This window comes from Staphylococcus sp. acrmy (assembly GCF_022690565.1).
Lineage (GTDB): Bacteria > Bacillota > Bacilli > Staphylococcales > Staphylococcaceae > Staphylococcus > Staphylococcus caledonicus.
The window spans coordinates 41,660-61,744 of the sequence record NZ_JALCVE010000003.1 but is presented as its reverse complement, the minus strand read 5'-3'; the positions used below and the strand labels follow the sequence as shown (position 1 = coordinate 61,744).

Genomic DNA, 20,085 nt, shown 5'->3' with positions numbered 1-20,085 from the left:
TATGGGAATAGAATTATTTGAAAAAGCACAGCCCATTTTAGAAACAATAGAAAACAATGAGTTTGAGGCTTATTTTGTAGGCGGTTCTGTTAGAGATTATCTAATGAATAGAGCAATTCATGATATCGATATTACTACCAGTGCCACACCTGATGAAGTAGAAGAGATGTTTGATAAAACAATACCAATTGGCAAAGAACATGGCACAGTGAATGTAGTCTATAACAAAGAAAATTATGAAGTGACAACTTTTAGAGCAGAAGCTGAATATTTAGATCATCGTAGACCAAGCGAGGTTTATTTTGTTCGGGACTTGAAAGAAGATTTACAACGACGGGACTTTACGATTAATGCAATAGCTATGGATAAAAACTATAACGTTTACGATTATTTTGATGGTCAAAGAGATATTAATCAACAAGTCATACGTACTGTTGGTAATGCTCAAGAACGTTTCAGTGAAGATGCTTTGCGTATTGTTAGAGGTTTACGTTTTCAAGCTCAACTCGGATTTTCATTAGATGAGGCTACTTATTCTGCAATGCAAGGTCAAATTGCAGATATTGAACATCTTTCAATTGAACGGATTATAGTTGAATTTAAAAAGTTAATTAAAGGTAAAAACGTGAGTCAAAGTTATCATAATTCTCTAAACTTAGGTTTATTTAACTATGTTCCATTTTTCAAAGAATTAGATATGTCAGAAACTACTATCACAGTGCCTGTATCTTTTGAAATTTGGTTAGCAATTCTTATGGCAAAAAGTCAATCTGAACGTTCTTTGGCAATACTCAAACTTAGTAACAAAGAAAAAAGTATGATTCAGTTATATAAAAAGATTATCTTAGAACTACCAAACGTTAATAGTAAGGACGCTTTTAGAATTTTTGTGTATGATTATGGCGAACAAAACATTTTAGAGATATTTTCAATTCAATCATTATTAACACTGAATAATTTAGCCATATCCTCACCACTTATCGTTAATGCACAATCAATTAATGAAGTAGCACAGCAACTTCCTATACAAGAACGTAAAGAAATGAATATAAATGGTGGAGATTTATTAAATTATTTTCATAAAAAGAGTGGGCCTTGGATAAAGGAAGTACTTCGCGAAATTGAGTGTGCTATTATAACTAACAAAATTCAAAATGTGAAAAAAGAAATTTTGGAATGGGTGAAGGACAATGTCAAAATATAGCCAAGATGTTATTAAAATACTTTATACGCATCAATCAGAATATATTTCAGGACAAGATATTGCAGATGAATTACATATCTCGAGAGCTGCTGTTAAAAAGGTGATAGACCAATTAAAAGCGGACGGTTGCCAAATAGATTCTATTAATCATAAGGGACATCAATTAAATCAATTGGCTGACCAATGGTATAGTGGGATTGTGTCACATATTTTAAGCGATAATCAGCTTGTTACATCTATCAACGTTTATGATACTGTAGAGTCTACTCAAACAATTGCTAAGCAAGCGTTAGTTGGAAATAATGATACTATGATTATCTTAAGCGATGAACAAACTAAAGGACGTGGCCGCTTCAATCGTAATTGGGCATCGTCTAAAGGAAAAGGGCTATGGATGTCATTAGTACTAAGACCTCATATACCGTTCTCTATGATTCCAAAATTTAATCTATTCATTGCATTAGGTATTAAAGAAGCGATTCAACAATTTTCTAAAGATAAAGTAGCAATTAAATGGCCTAATGATATCTATATTAATGATAAAAAAGTGTGTGGATTTTTAACAGAAATGGTGGCAAATTATGATTCAATTGAAGCCATTATATGTGGGACTGGAATCAACTTAAATCATTTAGCGGAAGATTTTTCAGAAGATATTCAACATAGAGCGACAAGCATCCGAATGCATAGTGATGAAAAAATAAACCGTTACGATTTTTTAAAAGTACTTATTTCAGCCATTGAAAAACGTTACAATCAATTTTTAAACCAACCATTTGAATCAATTAGAGATGAGTATATTGAAGCTTCAAATATTTGGCAGCGAAAATTGAAGTTCACTGAGAATAAAAAACAATTCGTCGGTGAAGCGATTGATATTGATAAAGATGGTTTCTTAATGGTTAAAGATGAAAATAATCAGATAAGACGCCTTATTAGTGCCGATATCGAAATCTAAATAGAAACACATGAAGATAAGGAGAGTTTATTATGGCAAATACTAGTTTTGCGGTAGTGGATTTAGAAACGACCGGAAACCAACTGGATTACGATGAAATTATACAAATTGGTATTACGTTTGTACGAGATAATAAAATATCTGGGACATATCACTCAATGATTCGTACCGATTTAGAAATCCCGCCATTTATCCAAGCTCTAACTTCAATTGAAGAAACAATGTTAGAACAAGCGCCTTATTTTCATGAAGTAGCGAACGAAATTTATAATCAACTTAAAGATTGTATATTTGTGGCACATAATGTAGATTTTGATTTGAATTTTTTAAAAAAAGCTTTTAAACAAAATAACATTACTTTTCAACCTAAAAAGGTTCTTGATACATTAGAGCTCTTTAAAATCGCATTTCCAACAGATAAAAGTTACCAACTTAGCGAATTAGCGGAAGCGCATAATGTCCCATTAGTAAATGCACATAGGGCTGATGAAGATGCTACAACTACTGCTTATTTAATGATCAATGCTTTTAAAAAGTTTGAACAACTACCATTGGATACCTTGAAGCAACTATATTATTTAAGTAAGAATCTTAAGTACGATTTATTTAATATCTTGTTTGAAATGGTGAGACATCACAATCAATCTAGTTTAGATGATAAGTTTGGACAATTTGAGCAAATTATTTATAAAAAACAAGTTGATTTAAAAGCCCCTCAAACTAAGTTTAACGGTTCATTAAAACAACTATACTCAAGTGTCACAGAGGCGTTGAATCTTACATACCGTCCTCAACAACTTTATTTGTCTGAGATTATTTTAGAGCAATTGATGCATAATGATAAAGCTATGATTGAAGCACCACTAGGAAGTGGAAAGTCTCTTGCTTATTTAATTGCCGCTTTGATGTATAACATTGAAACAGGGCGTCATGTAATGATCTCTACAAATACTAAATTATTGCAAAATCAATTATTACAAAAAGACATACCTAGTTTGAATCAAGCGTTAAATTTTAAAATTAATGCTGCTTTAATTAAAAGTAAAAATGAATATATATCACTCGGTTTAATTAGCCAAATACTAAAAGATGAGACTTCTAATTATGAGGTTAACATTTTAAAAATGCAGTTACTTATTTGGATTACCGAGACTACTACCGGCGACATACAAGATTTAAATCTAAAGGGTGGTCAAAAAATGTATTTTGACCAAAAAGTTGAAACGTATGTGCCTGTAAGACATGATATACATTACTATAATTATATAAAACGTAATGCCCATAACATTCAAATTGGAATTACGAATCATGCTCATTTAATACATTCTGATTATGAAAATTCAATTTATCAATTATTTGATGATTGTATTATTGACGAAGCGCATCGTTTACCTGACTATGCATTAAATCAAGTGACCAATGAACTCAATTATTCAGATTTAAAATACCAATTAGGCTTAATCGGTAAAAATGAAAATGAACGACTTTTACATGCTATTGATACATTAGAACAACGTCGTATTTTAGAACGTCTAGATATAGCGCCAATAGATGTATTTGGTCTAAAAACAAATATCAATGAAATTCATGAATTGAATGAACGACTATTCAATAATTTATATACTATTATTAAAGATTCTGATGTCCATGATGATGATAGTCATCGCTATCATTATGTGTTCGAATTTGATACAACTCAAATACTTCACGATTTACATGCGATCGTAGATAAAATCAATAAGACACTAGAATTTTTCAATGGTATGAACCACAAAACAATAAAAACGATACGTAAGCAGTTATTATACATCAATGATAACTATAGAAATATTGAACAAAGCTTAAAAGCTCAGCATACTGCTTATCTATCTATTAAAAATCTAGCTCAGAAATCTACAATACGATTAATCGTCAAAGATTATGACGTGAAAGATGTGTTAACGACTAGAGTTTTAGACAAGTTTAATTCTTTAACTTTTATTTCTGGTACTTTAACTTTCAATCGTTCTTTCGATGCCTTTAAAAATTGGTTTAACGAAGATATTCACTTTAACACGTACCAAGTTCAGTCACCACTTTCCAAACACAACAATACGAATGTTTATATACCAAGTGATGTGGCATCATATAACTTTAAGAATATCGATGATTACGTTGCGTCTATAGTAGACTATCTTCAAGAATATATCACTATAACTGAATCTAAGTGCTTAGTACTTTTCACAAGTTATCGTATGATGCTTATGGTTCAAGAATTATTAAATGAGTTACCTGCATTTGAGGATTACGTTGTCTTAACACAACAACAAAATCAGAACTATAAGATTGTCCAACAATTTAATAACTTTGAAAAATCAATATTACTTGGTACTTCTACGTTCTTTGAAGGTTTTGATTATCAAGCTAAAGGCATTAAGTGTGTTATGATTGCGAAATTACCATTTATGAATAAATACAATACAAAACACTGGTTAATGAATTCTGAATTTGAATCTACATTTAAAGATTATGTATTACCTGATGCCGTGACACGTTTTAGACAAGGTTTAGGCCGCTTAATACGTAATGAAAATGATAAGGGATTAATCGTCTCTTTCGATGATCGACTTGTAAATAGTAATTATAAGAACTTTTTCGCTCAAACTCTTGAAAATTATAGCCAAAAAAAGGGCGATATTAAACAATTTAGTAAGTTACTTCAAAAAATACAACAAGATATCAATAAAAACGGCTAGCATTTGAGTGATAATACGTATTCAATACGCTCATGTGCTAGAACTTCACTATCTATTTTGTTAAAATAAATAGGTATTGAATATAAAGAAATTTCAATTAGGAGATTGGTTATGAAAACAACGATTAAACAAGCAAAACAATATCTTAACCAAGAAGTGACAATTGGCGCTTGGTTAACTAATAAACGTTCTAGTGGTAAAATTGCCTTCTTACAATTACGTGATGGCAATGGTTTCATGCAAGGAGTAGTAGTTAAGTCTGAAGTTGATGAAGAAACTTTCCAATTAGCTAAAGAGATTACTCAAGAATCTTCATTATACGTGAGTGGGGTTATTACAGAAGATAATCGTTCAGATTTAGGTTATGAAATGCAAGTTAAATCTATAGAGGTTATCCATGAAGCACACGATTACCCGATTACTCCAAAAAATCATGGTACTGAATTCTTAATGGACCACCGTCATTTATGGTTACGTTCTAAGAAACAACATGCAGTTATGAAAATTAGAAATGAAATCATTAGAGCAACATATGAATTCTTTAATGACAATGGATTTACAAAAATAGATCCTCCGATCTTAACTGCAAGTGCACCAGAGGGTACAAGTGAGCTTTTCCATACAAAATATTTTGATGAAAATGCATTCTTATCACAAAGTGGTCAATTATACATGGAAGCTGCTGCTATGGCACATGGCCGTGTGTTCTCATTTGGTCCAACTTTTAGAGCAGAAAAATCTAAAACACGACGTCATTTAATTGAATTCTGGATGATTGAACCTGAAATGGCGTTTACGAATCACGCTGAAAGCTTAGAAGTTCAAGAACAATATGTCGCACACGTTGTTCAATCAATTTTAAAAAACTGTAAATTAGAGTTAAAAGCGTTAGATAGAGATACTAGTAAATTAGAAAAAGTAGCAACACCATTCCCAAGAATTTCTTATGATGATGCGGTCAAATTCTTAAAAGAAGAAGGGTTTGATGATATTGAATGGGGCGAAGATTTCGGTGCGCCTCATGAAACAGCTATTGCAAATCATTATGATTTACCAGTATTTATCACAAATTATCCAACTAAAATTAAACCATTTTATATGCAACCAAATCCTGAAAATGAAGATACAGTATTGTGTGCAGATTTAATAGCACCAGAAGGTTATGGTGAAATCATCGGTGGTTCTGAACGTATAAACGATTTAGAATTACTAGAACAACGTATTGATGAACATCATTTAGACCCTGAAAGCTATAATTACTATTTAGATTTACGTCGTTACGGTAGTGTACCTCATAGTGGATTTGGATTAGGTTTAGAACGTACTGTAGCTTGGATTTCAGGTGTTGACCATGTAAGAGAAACATCTCCATTCCCACGTTTATTAAATCGTTTATATCCATAAGATTTATATAATATTGAGCCTGGGACATTTATCTTGAAATGTTCTAGGCTTATTCATTTAGGAGTAAGTCATTCAACAAACGTTAATGATTACTTTTAAATTGTTAGTAGATATTTATTAAAAAAGGGGGTAATATCTTGGATAAATTGCAACTTAAAACTCGTCCGGTAGTGGTTAGACGAGAATTATTTGACCATTACGATGAATTAGGACTGTCCGAGAAAGATTTAGTCATCTTAATTAAACTAATATATGCCTCTGAAACTTCAAATAAACAACCGTCTATTGAATTTTTAAAAAGAGGTTCTAACATGGAACCCCGTGAAGTAACTTCTGTCATCCAACATTTAATACAACGAGATTTATTACAACTTCAAGTAAAAAAGGATGAAGAAGGCAAATTTACAGAATACATGAATTTAGATAGCTTTTATGACAAATTAAATAAAATATTAATTCAAGAAGAAACAGATAATAAGCAATCAACTTCTCAACAAAATTTCAAAGACTTATTCCAGTATATTGAACAATTATTTGCTAGACCTTTATCACCATATGAAATTGAAACTTTGAATCAATGGATAGATGTCGACCAACACGATTTTTCTTTAATACGTGCAGCATTAGATGAAGCTTATAGTCATGATAAACTTAGCTTTAAATACGTGGACCGTATATTATTAAACTGGAAGAAAAACAATGTAACGACAACTGAAGAATCCAAAAAAATAAGGGAAAAATTCAATCAACCCAAAATGAAACATACAGTTACACACGTCCCTAAATTTGACTGGTTAAATGGAGAGAACTTAGATGATAAGTAAGAAAAAGGCACTCGAAATGATTGATGTAATTGCCGATATGTTTCCTGATGCGCAATGTGAATTAAAACATGATAATGCTTTTGAATTAACAATTGCTGTGCTACTCTCTGCTCAATGTACCGATAACTTGGTGAATAAGGTTACTCGCTCACTTTTCAAGAAATATAAAACGCCTGAAGATTATCTAAATGTAGATATTGAAGAATTGCAAGAAGATATACGCTCTATAGGTTTATATCGTAATAAATCTAAAAATATACAAAAACTTTGTCGCTCTCTTTTGGATAAATTTGATGGGCATATACCTCAAACGCATAAAGAACTTGAAAGTCTTGCAGGAGTTGGGCGTAAAACAGCAAATGTAGTGATGAGCGTGGCGTTTGATGAACCATCATTAGCAGTAGATACCCATGTTGAACGTGTATCCAAAAGGTTAGGTATTAATCGTTGGAAAGATAATGTCACTCAAGTTGAAGATCGTTTATGTGATATTATTCCGCGTGAACGTTGGAGTAAAAGCCACCATCAGCTTATCTTTTTCGGTCGTTATCACTGTATTGCTCGTAAGCCTAAATGTGATATTTGCCCTTTACTTGAAGATTGTAGAGAAGGGCAAAAGCGTATGAAAGCATAACTAAAGGAAGCTTGATAAGATGATTAATAAACAAGAATTTGAAGATATTGAAGCACAGCTTGATGTATTTTCTAGTCAAAGAGCTTTAAAAAGTCCTGAAGCTAAACCTATAATTGATAAATACTTTGAACTTATTATTCAATTCTTTAAACAAATTAATGAAATTGAATATATTAATTTTGAAGATTTGGACGAATACCCGGTCGTTCCTATGAATTTTGAAGAACGATACAACTACATGTTAGCTAGAAAATATCACTTTATGGGATACAGTCAGATGAAAACATTGAAAAATGAACTAATTAAAATGAATGCTTCATACCAAATTAGAAAAAAACGTCGCAATTAAAAAGAAAGCTTTTTACAATAACAACATGTTTTAAGACCAATAGGTTTAACCATGTCGTGAAATTATTGTAAAAAGCTTTTTCGTTTATATAATTATTTTCATCAAAAAAGGAGTCTAAGCGCAATGCTTAAGCTCCTATAGTTATGCTATATTATGATGATTTTTTTACATCAAATATACTATTCAAATGGAAAATGTTAGATAATGTACCGCCTACACTGTTACTGCTTTGTGTAGTAGAGTTAGTAGAGTTGTTATTTGTAGTTGAAGTAGAGCCGTTAGATGAACTGTTTGAGTTACCTGAATTGCTTGAACTACTTGAACTGCTTGAGCTGCTTGATGAGCTTGAACTGCTAGAATCTCCGCTATCGCTAGATCCATTACTACCATACACTTTGCGGTTAGTTGTATTATCATCAGGGTGACCACTTACAGATAAGTCATCTGCATCAGAACCATTAACTGAATCTGGTTTTTTGAAGTCACCATCACTACTTGAAGTGATATCAGACATTACATCCTCATATAAATATTGTGGATATTCTTGTTCTGAATGTCCTAAGAATGAGTTTGTTCCGCCTTCTTTAATTTCACTGAATCCCATCCATATTGACATAGTATATTTAGGAGTGAAACCGTTAATCCAAACATCTTTAGCTGCGTTATCTGGTAAGTTATATTGTTGGTTAACTTCAGTACCATAAGTACTAGTACCAGTTTTAGCACCCATTGTAACACCAGATACGCCATGACCGTATGCAGAACCATAAGCTTTAAATGTACCAGTTAACATTTCAGCTAACATGTAAGACGTGTAGTCTTTCATAGCTTTATGACTCGTATGGTCAAATTCGATAGTGTCATCATCAGCAGTTACGACTTTTTGAATAGAGTGGGCATTATTATAAGTACCACCATTCGCAATTGAAGCGAAAGCTGAAGCTAATTGAGTAGGTGAGAACTCAGATGCGCCACCACCTAATACATCTGCAGGACCAAGATCACTTTGATAATCTAGGCCAACATTTGATGCAAAGTCTTTAACTGCATCTTTACCAGCGTTAGAGTTAACGCTTTGCCAAGTTTTTAATGCTGGAATATTGAAACTTTGTCTTAAAGCATCATACGCTGTAACGTCACCATGACCTTTAGTATCATAGTTTTGGAACGTACCGCCAGCAATAGAATAACTTGATTCGTCTTGAATAGAATGGTTTGTAGCCCATTGCATATTTTCAATGGCTGGACCATATGCTAAGAATGGTTTTAATGATGAACCTGTTAGATGTGCGTCTGTTGCAGCATTATTATCAACAACATCTTTAAAGTTACGGCCACCTGAAATTGCTACAAGGCCACTAGTTTTACTATCAAGAATTGTTGATCCAACTCGTTGGTCATCATTTTTGTAGTAGTTACCATTATTAATACGATCTTGTAATGTTTTTTGAACGTCTTTGTCCATGTTAGTGTAGATTTTAATACCACTTTGTAATAAATCACTTAAATTTTTGTTTTTAAAGTGTTTATTATTCATTAACTCAGATTTAACAAAGTTAACATATGAGTCGTATTCAGAATCTTCATTATTTGTACCAATTTGACGTTCTTTAGTACTACGTTTTACTAAATTATCTTCTAATGAGATTTTTTTAGCATCTTTCCATTCTTTATCAGTAATTCTGTGGTGATAGTGCATTAAGTATAATACTGTATCTTTACGACTTTCAGCTTGTTTAGGATTATCGTAAATATTATAAAGGTTTGGAACTTGTGGTAGTCCAGCTAAGTATGCTTTTTCAGCTAAATTTAAATCTTTTAAATCTTTGTCGAAGTAATATTTAGCTGCAGCTTTAACACCATACACACCGTCAGAGTAATAAATTTTATTTAAGTACATTTGGAAGATTTCATCCTTACTGTACTCTTGCTCTAAACGATAAGATAGGTATGCTTCTTGAGCTTTACGACCGATTGATTTTTCTTCACTAAGGAAAGCACGTTTAACTACTTGTTGAGTTAAAGTTGAAGCACCCTGTGAACCAAAACCACCTGTCAAGTTCTTACCAACTGCGCCGAACAAACGTTTATAGTCTAATGCACCGTGGTCATAGAAACGATTATCCTCAGTTGCTAATACAGCATTTCTCATGTCTTTAGGTACTTCTTTCAAATCAACATGTTCTCTTCTTGCGCCGTTATCTAATTTTTTAACCAAATCACCGTTTTTGTCATAAATTTCCGCCGGTTTAGGGTCTTGTAATTTAGATTCAGTAAATGCTGGAGCTTTCCAAGCATAATACGCAAATAACAAAATACCTAGTAGAGCTAATACGATAAAAGCAATTAATAAAAAGCCTATTATTTTAATAATCGTTCTTTTAACACTCTTATTCTTTTTTGCTTTGGATTTCCCATTTTTACCGTTTTTCGGCTGAGAAGATCCTTTATTCTCCGTCATACGCGGTCCTCACTTTCATCTAATATCAACTTATCAACAACTTTGAGGTAATCTAATCTTGGTTGATATTGATAAGGAATATAGTAACTATTTTTTCTTATTTCTTCAACTGTTATTGATTTTTTTATTTCATTTTTATATCTATCCCAAAATTTTTGAAATCTTGAAAAGGGTAATAAATATATTTCATCAAGCGTTTTGAATCTTATTAATAGAAACACAATACCTTTTTGAAAATAAGCGTTTTTCATATGTTCAACCTGATGATCATGAATATTATTCAAAGGAAAAGAAGTTTTGTTCTTCGTTTCTTTTGCTTCAAAATCAATATAATGGCCTTGATAAACGCCATTGTAGTCAGTCGTTGAAGGTGTACGAAAATAGGCTTCATTTATAACAGCCTTACTTCGTTTGGGATAATGAACATTAACAATTTGTACTGGCGTAGGTTTTTTATGAATCACCGCTTTGCCATGTTTTAAGTAAAAATCGTTTGATAGTTCAATATCTTTTTCAAGAGACATACCTCGACTACCATACTCTATCTTACTAGAGTTAGAAGAAGAATTTCTTCCGGCCTTAGTCGTATTTCCCTTGAAAGGTTTCCCATTAGGATAATTCACTGTATTCACCACACTAGTTTGGTTAACTATAGTAGAACGAAACTCAACCATTATATCATTAAATAATTAAGTATTCCTTTCTACTTACTTATTCCTAGTCCTACACTGTAAACCTTTATTACTGTAAGTAGGGCAACCAAACCATTATTAGACAATAACAAAAATAATTTAAAAAGTCCTAGACGATTATTTTCATTATTAACTTTCTTTATTTTAACGTGCTTTACCCGTTAAAACAATATTTCCTTTAATTTAAGATAGTACAACTACATGACGCTTCCTTTTAATTATGATAAATTATAGTGAAGTAGGAGGCGTCTTTATGTATGAACTTATTAATGAGATGTTACTTGAACTTTACACCATAGAAAGACGCTATAATGAAGTAAAAGTTACAAATCAAGACTTTGATTTTTATGAAACAGTGTATCCCTACGCCCAACATATTGATAAAAAATTACAAGATTTAACTGAATATAAGGATGAGATTATTAATTTACCTTATATGAATAGTAAAAAATTTGATTTATTAATCAACTCCATTAAAGAATTATCGGTGGATTGTCATTTTCAAAGAACAAGTAGAAAGCTATTTACTGAAAAATTAAAAGCTGTTAATTATGATTTAAATTATATACTTCAAAGTAGTAAGGAAGAGTGAGGTTCTTAATTTGAAAACGGTGTATGTAACTGGGTACAAATCTTTTGAATTGAATATTTTCAAAGAAGATATACCAGAAGTAACTTATCTAAAAGCTTTTATCAAACATAAATTAGAACAGTATTTAGATGAAGGGTTAGAATGGGTGCTAATTCAAGGTCAAATAGGTATTGAGCTTTGGACCGCTGAAGTAGTCATTGAACTTCGTGAATCTTATCCCGATTTAAAATTAGGCATAATTACTCCATTTTATGGGCATACTTCAAAATGGAACGAACAAAACCAAGCTAAATATAATAAAATAGCTCAAGAAGCTGATTTTTTAGAAAGTGTACATCATACTGAATATGAAGGACCGCACCAATTTAAACAAACTGATCAATTTATGTTAGACCATTCTGATATGTCATTACTAATTTATGACGAAGAACAAGAAGGAAGCCCTAAATTCTTCAAAAGGATGTTAGTTGATTTTATGAAAAAAACAAACTATACTTGTGATATTGTGGCGTTTGATGAACTCACTGAATTTATAAATGACTTACAGTGGGAACAATATCAAAGTTTCGAATGAGGTGGAAAAAATGGCAGATGTTTCTTTAAAACTTTCAGCAAAAGATATCTATGAAAAAGATTTCGAGAAAACAATGGCCCGTGGCTATCGTCGTGAAGAAGTGGATGCTTTTTTAGATGATATTATTACTGATTATCAAAAAATGGCTGATATGAATAATGAAGTTGTAAAATTATCTGAAGAAAATAACAAATTAAAAAAAGAAGTTGAAGAGTTAAGATTAAGAGTTGCAACATCAAGACCTTCTGATAACAAATCTTTCTCTTCAAATAATACGAGTTCATCGAACAATGTAGATATTTTAAAAAGAATTTCTAATCTTGAAAAAGCTGTTTTTGGTAAATAATATTAGATTGGGTTCGTTGATTCATAACAAGGCTATATTTAAAATGGTAGTTAATTCACCTTATTAAATATATTGCCTAGAAATTATCTGTTATAGTATTTAAAACTGTGTTATAATCGCAAAAGTGATATTTTGGGTAATCGCTATAGAAATATAGAGGAAAGTCCATGCTCACACAGTCTGAGATGACTGTAGTGTTCGTGCTTGATGAAACAATAAATCAAGGCATTAATTTGACGGCAACGAAATAACCTACGTCTTAGGATATGGTTAGAATAGTTTGAAAGTGCCACAGTGACGTAGCCTTTATAGAAATATAAAGGGTGGAACGCGGTAAACCCCTCGAGTGAGCAATCCAAATTAGGTAGGAGCACTTGTTTAGCGGAATTCAACGTATAAACGAGACGTCTTTATTCATTTAATAAAGATTTGTAGACAGATGGTTACCACCTGAGTACCAGTACAACTAGTGTACGTTATGAGTACAATGGTACAGAACATGGCTTACAGAAATATCATGACTAGTTTAGCTCTCCATTTAACGGGAGAGCTTTTATTTTTTGTAAATATACATAACTAAATCAAATTCTGTTAACATAAAAATTAATCATATAAATAAAGGAGATAAGTGGATGTTTCAATTACTTGCGGTATGTCCGATGGGTTTAGAAGCGATTGTCGCTAAAGAAGTACAAGAACTTGGTTATGAAACACAAGTTGAAAATGGTCGTATTTTTTTTGAAGGTGATGCTAAAGCAATTGTAAAGTGTAATCTATGGTTGCGTACAGCTGACCGAATTAAAATTGTTGTAGGTCGTTTTGAGGCAAAAACATTTGATGAGCTTTTCGAACAAACAAAAGCATTGCCTTGGGAAAACATTATAGATAAAGAAGGGCAGTTTCCTGTTCAAGGACGTAGTGTTAAATCTACGCTTTATAGCGTGCCTGACTGCCAAGCGATTACTAAAAAAGCGATTGTTGAACGTTTAAAACATGCTTATAACGAAAAAGGTTGGTTAAATGAAAGTGGCGCAAAATATCCTGTAGAAGTCTCTATATTAAAAGATAATGTTCTATTAACTATTGATACTTCAGGTTCTGGCTTAAACAGACGAGGTTATCGTTTAGCGCAAGGTGAGGCACCTATTAAAGAAACACTAGCTGCTAGTCTAGTTCGCTTAGCAAACTGGAAAGGTGATACGCCATTTATCGATCCTTTCTGTGGTTCTGGGACAATCGCGATTGAAGCATGTCTTATTGCTCAAAATATCGCTCCAGGATTCAATCGAGACTTTGTATCAGAAGAATGGAATGTTATGCCTCCAAATATTTATGATGAAATGCGTGACGAAGCTGACAAACAGGCTGATTATGATAAGCCCGTACAAGTATATGCTTCAGATATTGACCCTGAAATGATAGACATTGCCAAACGTAACGCTGAAGAAGTCGGTCTAGGTGATATTATTCAATTTAGTGTTAAAGATGTTAATACACTTACTATTGATAGCGAAGAACCTATGGCGCTTGTAGGCAACCCGCCATATGGTGAACGTATTGGTGATAGAGAAGAAGTTGAAGAAATGTATCGTTATATTGGTAAATTAATGAAAGATCATCCTTATCTTTCAACTTATATTCTGACAAGTAACAAAGAATTTGAGTATTTAGTTAATAAAAAAGCCACTAAACGACGTAAACTATTTAATGGTTATATTGAATGTACTTATTATCAATATTGGGGCGAAAGATTCAACAAATAATAAATATAATACCACATGATTAATAACAATAAATATTGAGTATATTTTTTATTAAATTTGTAAATTTTTCTTAACTAATTAGATAATATTTAATTAATTTAAACAATTTATTAGCACTCTTAATATTACTGATGTAAAGTAGTATTAAGAGTGTTTCATTATATATAACATAACTCAATATCACATCTTAGTTGGGAGAGAAAAATATGCAAACTATTTTAATTATTGGTGCTAACGGAAAAGTCTCAATGGAGGCTACTAAAATATTTCTAGAAGATTCTAATTTTAATGTTGATTTATTTCTAAGAAATGCACATCGTCTACCAGACTATGCTTCAAATAGAATAACTGTTTATGAAGGTGATGCTAAAAATGTTGAAGATTTAGAACAAGCATTAGATAACGTGGATATTGTTTTTGCTAGCTTATCAGGTTCATTGGATATCGAAGCTAAAGCAATTATAGACGCTATGAATAGCAAAAATGTCCAACGCTTAATATTTATTGCTGCTCCAGGTATTTATGATGAATTACCACCGAAGTTTAACGAATTTAATAAAGAACAATTTGGCGATAAGTTAGTTAAATATCGTAAAGCGAGTGATATTATCGAAGATTCTAACATAGATCACACTATCATTCGTCCAGCTTGGTTAACTTTCAAAAACGAAACTGATTACGAAGTAACAGATAAAAACTCAGAATTTAAAGGGACAGAAGTTTCAAGACGTAGTGTTGCCAGCTTGGCTGTTCGAATTGCTAAAAATCCTGAACTATATTCAAAACAAAATATCGGTGTCAATAAACCTAATACTGATGGTGACAAACCGGCTTGGTTTAACTAGTAATCTATATATTTGTTTCATCCCCCCAATATGATAAAATTTAATCAATGAAATCAAACAAGGGTGAAGGCTTTGATTTTACCATTCTAACTATATAAGAATTAATAATCTTTCAATTAAAATTAGATAGTGTTTTAATTCTTTTACAATAATAATGACTAAAGTGAAAAGCAGACTCGAGGTGAAGTTTTTTATTTTAGTCAATTATTGCATAATTAATTAGCCTGAAAAATTGCAATCATGAAGATATGCACTGGTTAATTTTCATTATATTTAGAATGATTGGATAAAGGGGATAGAAGTATGGCAAATCATGAACAATTAGATATTTTATATAAATTAAAAAAAGAAGTAGAAAAATCCAATAACACTGCTTTAATACATACAATCAATCAAGTGATTAAAAAAGTATATTTAAATCAATATACCGTTTCACTTGTTGGTCACTTTTCAGCTGGTAAATCAACACTTATAAATTTATTACTCGAACAAGATATACTACCTAGTTCTCCGGTACCTACCACGAGTAATACAGCCATAGTCTCTGTATCAGATGATAAAGGGATTATTGCTAATTTAGAAAATCAACAATATACAAAATTAAAAACCTATGACGAAGTGAAGCAGATGAATCGTTTAAACGTGGATGTTGAATCTGTCGAAATTAAATTCCCATCTGCTAAATTTCATAATGGTTTTACGTTACAAGATACGCCAGGTATTGACTCTAATGTTGCTACGCATCAAACAACAACTGAACAATTCATGTATACGAGTAACATTTTGTTTTATACGGTAGATTACAACCATGTACAATCTGCGCTGAATTTCCAATTTATGAAACGTATGAATGATATTGGTATTCCAGTCATTTTTGTTATTAATCAAATTGATAAACATAATGAAGATGAAATTACTTTCCAAACTTTTAAAGAAAGTGTCAATCAATCCATTAATGACTGGGGTATTGATTTAACAAGAATTTTTTATGTCTCTAAATTTGACCATCCTGAAAATGAACTCCAACAATTATCGGACTATTTAGTGGAAAAAGATCACCATCGTGAGTCTATAGAAGACTATGTTAACCGTACTGTAAAATTTATTACTGAAGCTCAATTAGGATATATTCAAAACGAACTCCAAGATATACTAGATCAATTAAATATAAATGAAGATGAATTTGAACAGGCCTATGCGCAATTTAATCAGAATCAAGCAATTAGTGAAGAAGCTCAATTATTAAATAATCCTGATCAATTATTTAGCTTTTTAAAACAAAAACGTAAAGACATCTTAGAAAATGCTTATATTATGACGCATGATATGCGAGAGGATATTCGTTCATATTTAGAAAGTATGTCGTCTGAATTTAAAGTAGGCGGGTTATTTAACAAGAAAAAGAAAAAAGAAGAAGAACAACAAAATCGTCTAAAAATAGTAACCGAGAAATTACAAGATAAAGTCAATCAACAAGTACGTCAACCTTTAAGAGAAGATATGTCATTCCTGACACGTTTTATTAATAACACGAAGGTTAATAATGAAATTTTAAATCAACACTATGAAATCAGTAGTGACTTAATTTCAAATATATATCAACCGCAAACTAATATAAGCAATACTTATGTCTTAACTTTTAGCGATGACGTATTAAAAGCGATTAGTAACTATGTTGAAAAACAATCTAACCCATTATTCGAAAAAGCGATAAATAATACACAAGCAAATGAACTGTCTACAACTGAAAATGAAGATTTGCAAGTGTATGAACGTTTTATCGAAATTAAGAATTTAAGAGAATCATTAACCACTCAAAATTATCAACATTATTACATTCATATGGAAGATTCACTAGATAAATTAATCGGTAGAACTGAAGCAAATTATGATTTAAGCGAAAATGCTCTAAATAATAATTACGCAGATGATACATCCGCTAATACTCAAAGTGCAAGTTCAAAACAAGAAGTAGATATTCGAGCAGCGTTAGAGTTAGTTAAACCTGTTCCACTTTTCGAAAGAACAAAAAGCGATATAGAAGAAACGTTACAACGCCTTGATAATAAAGTGATTAAAATAGGTGTATTCGGAACATTTAGTGCTGGGAAAAGTAGTTTAATTAACGCATTATTAGGTGGTCAATATTTAGTAAGTTCTCCTAATCCTACAACGGCTGCTACTACAGAATTATCTTATGGAGACAATAGTAAAATCACACTAAAAACTAAAGAACAATTACTTAATGAATTAAATCAAATGATTGAATATCATAATATTTCTTACGATTCTTTAGAAACATTTATCAACAGTGATGTTGAAGCACTAAAACAAAAATTAGAAAAAAATCAGCTAGCTTTTATTAATGCAGTAAAAAAACATTACTCAATGTATAACGAAATGTTAGAACAAGGGGTTACCCACACTATTTCTCAAGAAGAAGTTAAGAAATGGAGTGCTAAAGATGAATACGCTACGTTTGTTAAAACAGTACATCTTCACTTACCAATAGAATGGTTAAAAGGCAAAATCATCGTCGATTCATTAGGATTACATTCAAATAACCAACGCCATACAAACGAAACAGAACAAATTCTAACCTCTTCTGATTTAATTTTATATGTGAGTTATTTCAATCATTCATTTACAGATAACGATAAAGCGTTTATCGAACATATGAAAGATATGAATCAACTGAACGAAAATCAAGCTTTCAAAATGGTTATCAATGCTGTAGATTTAGCAGAGAATGAAAATGATTTAAATGCTGTTAAATACTATGTTAAAGATGCGTTAAATCAAGCAAATTTAAATTCAGATATATTTGGTGTTTCTAGCAGACGTGCGTTACAAGACGGTGACGACGGTATCAATGAATTACGTGCAAGTATCCAACAGTTTGTGGAGATAGACTCTAAAACAATTTTAGAACAACAAATGATTAGTCAACTCGAACAAATGAGTCAATCATTCGATCAAATGATTAATGAATTCCATCATAATAAAGAGCAAATTACTGAACGCCAAAATAAATTAAACGCTTATAAGAATAAGCAACGTTTATCTAACCAATTACTGTTTACTAGTGAACAGCACACGACAAATGAAGTTGAAGATCAAATCTATCATTTAAATAAACGTTTAAAACTTCAATTATTAGATGACGTTAAAAGTATATATAACAGTCAAATGACTCAAAATAATGACTTTAATGCTGAAAAGAAAATTTCTTCTAAAGCATTCTTAGATCAGATTCATCAACGATTATATTTAGAACAAAGTTTATTAATCGAAAGAATTAAAAAATACTTTAACCAACAGTTAAATGAACAAGTTGTACCTACTATTAAAAAATTAAATCAATTACATGTACTCGTACATTCAGATTTCGAAATTAAACCTAGTTTCGGTGATACAGCATACTTACGAATTGATTTAAATGCTTTAATGGCAGCATTACCAAAACAACTTACTAAAAGAAAGATTCTAAATCCTAATTCACAACGTGAAATACAAGAAATGATTAGTCAAAATACACTTGAGTTGTTACAAAATCAACTAGGCGAACTCAGACAAGCTTTAATAGACTTTGTAGCAAAATTAACTGCAGAAGCTGAGGAACAATTTATTGATATCGAACAAGATATTCAAGAACAGATCAATGATTTACTTTCATTTGATATGGATGATTCTTTAATTCAACAACTACAAGATGTTAATAAAGATTTAAATGCTTTAATAAAGTAGAAAGAAGGCACATTAAATGACACAACGTGTCCTACTAGTTGATGGCATGGCGTTACTATTCAGACATTTTTACGCCACTAGCTTACACAACCAATTTATGTACAATTCAGAAGGAATACCTACCAATGGAATTCAAGGGTTCGTACGTCATATTTTCACAGCAATTAAAGAAATTAATCCAAGCCATGTAGCGGTATGTTGGGATATGGGTCAAGATACTTTCAGAAATGAAATGTATGACATGTATAAACAAAACCGAGCTGCACCACCTGATGAGCTCATTCCTCAGTTTAATTATGTAAAAGAAATATCAGAACAATTTGGTTTCGTGAACGTTGGCGTTACTAATTATGAAGCTGATGATGTGATAGGCACTTTAGCGAAAGCTTACTCAACTGATAATGAAGTTCATATTATCACGGGGGATAAAGATATATTACAATGTATCAATGATAATGTAGAAGTTTGGTTAATCAAAAAAGGATTTACTATTTATAACCGTTATACACTTTCTAGATTTATTGAAGAATATGAATTAAATCCGCTTCAACTTATCGATATTAAAGCATTTATGGGGGATTCAGCTGATGGTTATCCTGGTGTAAAAGGAATAGGGGAAAAGACAGCGCTTAAGTTAATTCAAACTTACGGAAGTGTGGACAATGTTCTTGAACATCTTGACCAGCTTACACCGGCACAACAAAAAAAGATTAATAATGATAAAGAGAATTTAATACTCTCTAAGCGACTTGCTGAAATCTATACAGAGGTTCCAATTGATACTGAAGAATTGTATAACGAAATGACGTATGCACATTCACTTAATCATATTCTTTCAATTTGTAATGAACACGAATTATATATTTCAGGTAAATATATTTCATCGAACCTTTAAGCTATTATTGAATAAATTGTTCTAATAAAAGCTATTTAATGCACATAAAAATGCTCTCATTC

General features: G+C 31.5%; 16 protein-coding genes and 1 other RNA gene. 15 read left to right on the top strand and 2 right to left on the bottom strand.

The window, feature by feature from the left end; translation table 11 throughout:
* The first annotated feature begins 1 nt into the window (after position 1).
* The 7 genes from FH144_RS03770 to FH144_RS03740 all read left to right on the top strand — a co-directional run bounded on the left by FH144_RS03770 (position 2) and on the right by FH144_RS03740 (position 8,108).
* Complete coding sequence (locus FH144_RS03770; RefSeq protein ID WP_242313773.1) at positions 2–1,204, top strand: CCA tRNA nucleotidyltransferase; 1,203 nt, start codon at positions 2–4, stop codon at positions 1,202–1,204.
* Positions 1,191–2,162, top strand: a complete 972-nt coding sequence (locus tag FH144_RS03765) for a biotin--[acetyl-CoA-carboxylase] ligase (RefSeq protein WP_242313771.1) — start codon at positions 1,191–1,193, stop codon at positions 2,160–2,162. Before FH144_RS03770 ends, FH144_RS03765 begins: the two co-directional genes overlap by 14 nt.
* A gap of 32 nt (positions 2,163–2,194) precedes the next feature.
* Entirely contained in the window at positions 2,195–4,897 is a 2,703-nt protein-coding gene (locus FH144_RS03760; protein WP_242313769.1) for a helicase C-terminal domain-containing protein, read from the top strand.
* 111 nt (positions 4,898–5,008) lie between these two features.
* Positions 5,009–6,301, top strand: a complete 1,293-nt coding sequence (gene asnS / locus FH144_RS03755; protein WP_242313767.1) for an asparagine--tRNA ligase — start codon at positions 5,009–5,011, stop codon at positions 6,299–6,301.
* Positions 6,302–6,438: 137 nt separating this feature from the next.
* A complete protein-coding gene (locus FH144_RS03750) occupies positions 6,439–7,125 on the top strand; it encodes a DnaD domain-containing protein (protein ID WP_198611433.1) in 687 nt (228 codons plus the stop codon).
* Complete coding sequence (gene nth / locus FH144_RS03745; RefSeq protein ID WP_107508469.1) at positions 7,115–7,759, top strand: endonuclease III; 645 nt, start codon at positions 7,115–7,117, stop codon at positions 7,757–7,759. The genes FH144_RS03750 and nth overlap by 11 nt, the downstream gene beginning before the upstream one ends.
* 19 nt (positions 7,760–7,778) lie before the next feature.
* The gene (locus tag FH144_RS03740; protein WP_107508468.1) at positions 7,779–8,108 is read left to right on the top strand and encodes a YpoC family protein; all 330 of its coding nucleotides are present in this window, start codon (positions 7,779–7,781) and stop codon (positions 8,106–8,108) included.
* 151 nt (positions 8,109–8,259) lie between these two features.
* Here the strand turns inward: FH144_RS03740 and FH144_RS03735 are convergent, their stop codons facing one another.
* Together FH144_RS03735 and recU are read right to left on the bottom strand one after the other, a co-directional pair.
* Positions 8,260–10,569, bottom strand: coding sequence for a transglycosylase domain-containing protein (locus FH144_RS03735; RefSeq protein ID WP_242313765.1), 2,310 nt, complete (start codon positions 10,567–10,569; stop codon positions 8,260–8,262).
* On the bottom strand, positions 10,566–11,192 hold the full coding sequence (gene recU / locus FH144_RS03730; protein WP_242314117.1) for a Holliday junction resolvase RecU: 627 nt from the start codon (positions 11,190–11,192) through the stop codon (positions 10,566–10,568). The genes FH144_RS03735 and recU overlap by 4 nt, the downstream gene beginning before the upstream one ends.
* Before the next feature lie 322 nt (positions 11,193–11,514).
* Here recU and FH144_RS03725 point away from each other — a divergent pair, with 322 nt between their 5' ends.
* The 8 genes from FH144_RS03725 to FH144_RS03690 all read left to right on the top strand — a co-directional run bounded on the left by FH144_RS03725 (position 11,515) and on the right by FH144_RS03690 (position 20,023).
* Positions 11,515–11,853 carry a DUF1798 family protein gene (locus tag FH144_RS03725; protein ID WP_242313763.1) on the top strand — a complete coding sequence of 113 codons (339 nt, stop codon included), beginning with the start codon at positions 11,515–11,517 and terminating at the stop codon, positions 11,851–11,853.
* A gap of 10 nt (positions 11,854–11,863) precedes the next feature.
* Positions 11,864–12,427, top strand: coding sequence for an SLOG family protein (locus FH144_RS03720; RefSeq protein WP_107508465.1), 564 nt, complete (start codon positions 11,864–11,866; stop codon positions 12,425–12,427).
* 10 nt (positions 12,428–12,437) lie between these two features.
* Positions 12,438–12,773 carry a cell division regulator GpsB gene (gpsB, locus tag FH144_RS03715; RefSeq protein ID WP_107508464.1) on the top strand — a complete coding sequence of 112 codons (336 nt, stop codon included), beginning with the start codon at positions 12,438–12,440 and terminating at the stop codon, positions 12,771–12,773.
* 128 nt (positions 12,774–12,901) lie between these two features.
* An RNA gene (gene rnpB, locus FH144_RS03710) (RNase P RNA component class B) lies at positions 12,902–13,285 on the top strand.
* A gap of 120 nt (positions 13,286–13,405) precedes the next feature.
* On the top strand, positions 13,406–14,536 hold the full coding sequence (locus tag FH144_RS03705; RefSeq protein ID WP_198611428.1) for a THUMP domain-containing class I SAM-dependent RNA methyltransferase: 1,131 nt from the start codon (positions 13,406–13,408) through the stop codon (positions 14,534–14,536).
* 206 nt (positions 14,537–14,742) lie between these two features.
* Positions 14,743–15,381: an SDR family oxidoreductase gene (locus tag FH144_RS03700; RefSeq protein WP_242313761.1), complete on the top strand. Its 639-nt coding sequence runs from the start codon at positions 14,743–14,745 to the stop codon at positions 15,379–15,381.
* A 303-nt stretch (positions 15,382–15,684) separates the two neighbouring features.
* The gene (locus tag FH144_RS03695) at positions 15,685–19,128 is read left to right on the top strand and encodes a dynamin family protein (protein ID WP_242313759.1); all 3,444 of its coding nucleotides are present in this window, start codon (positions 15,685–15,687) and stop codon (positions 19,126–19,128) included.
* A 16-nt stretch (positions 19,129–19,144) separates the two neighbouring features.
* The gene (locus tag FH144_RS03690) at positions 19,145–20,023 is read left to right on the top strand and encodes a 5'-3' exonuclease (protein WP_107507909.1); all 879 of its coding nucleotides are present in this window, start codon (positions 19,145–19,147) and stop codon (positions 20,021–20,023) included.
* The last annotated feature ends 62 nt before the right edge of the window (positions 20,024–20,085 follow it).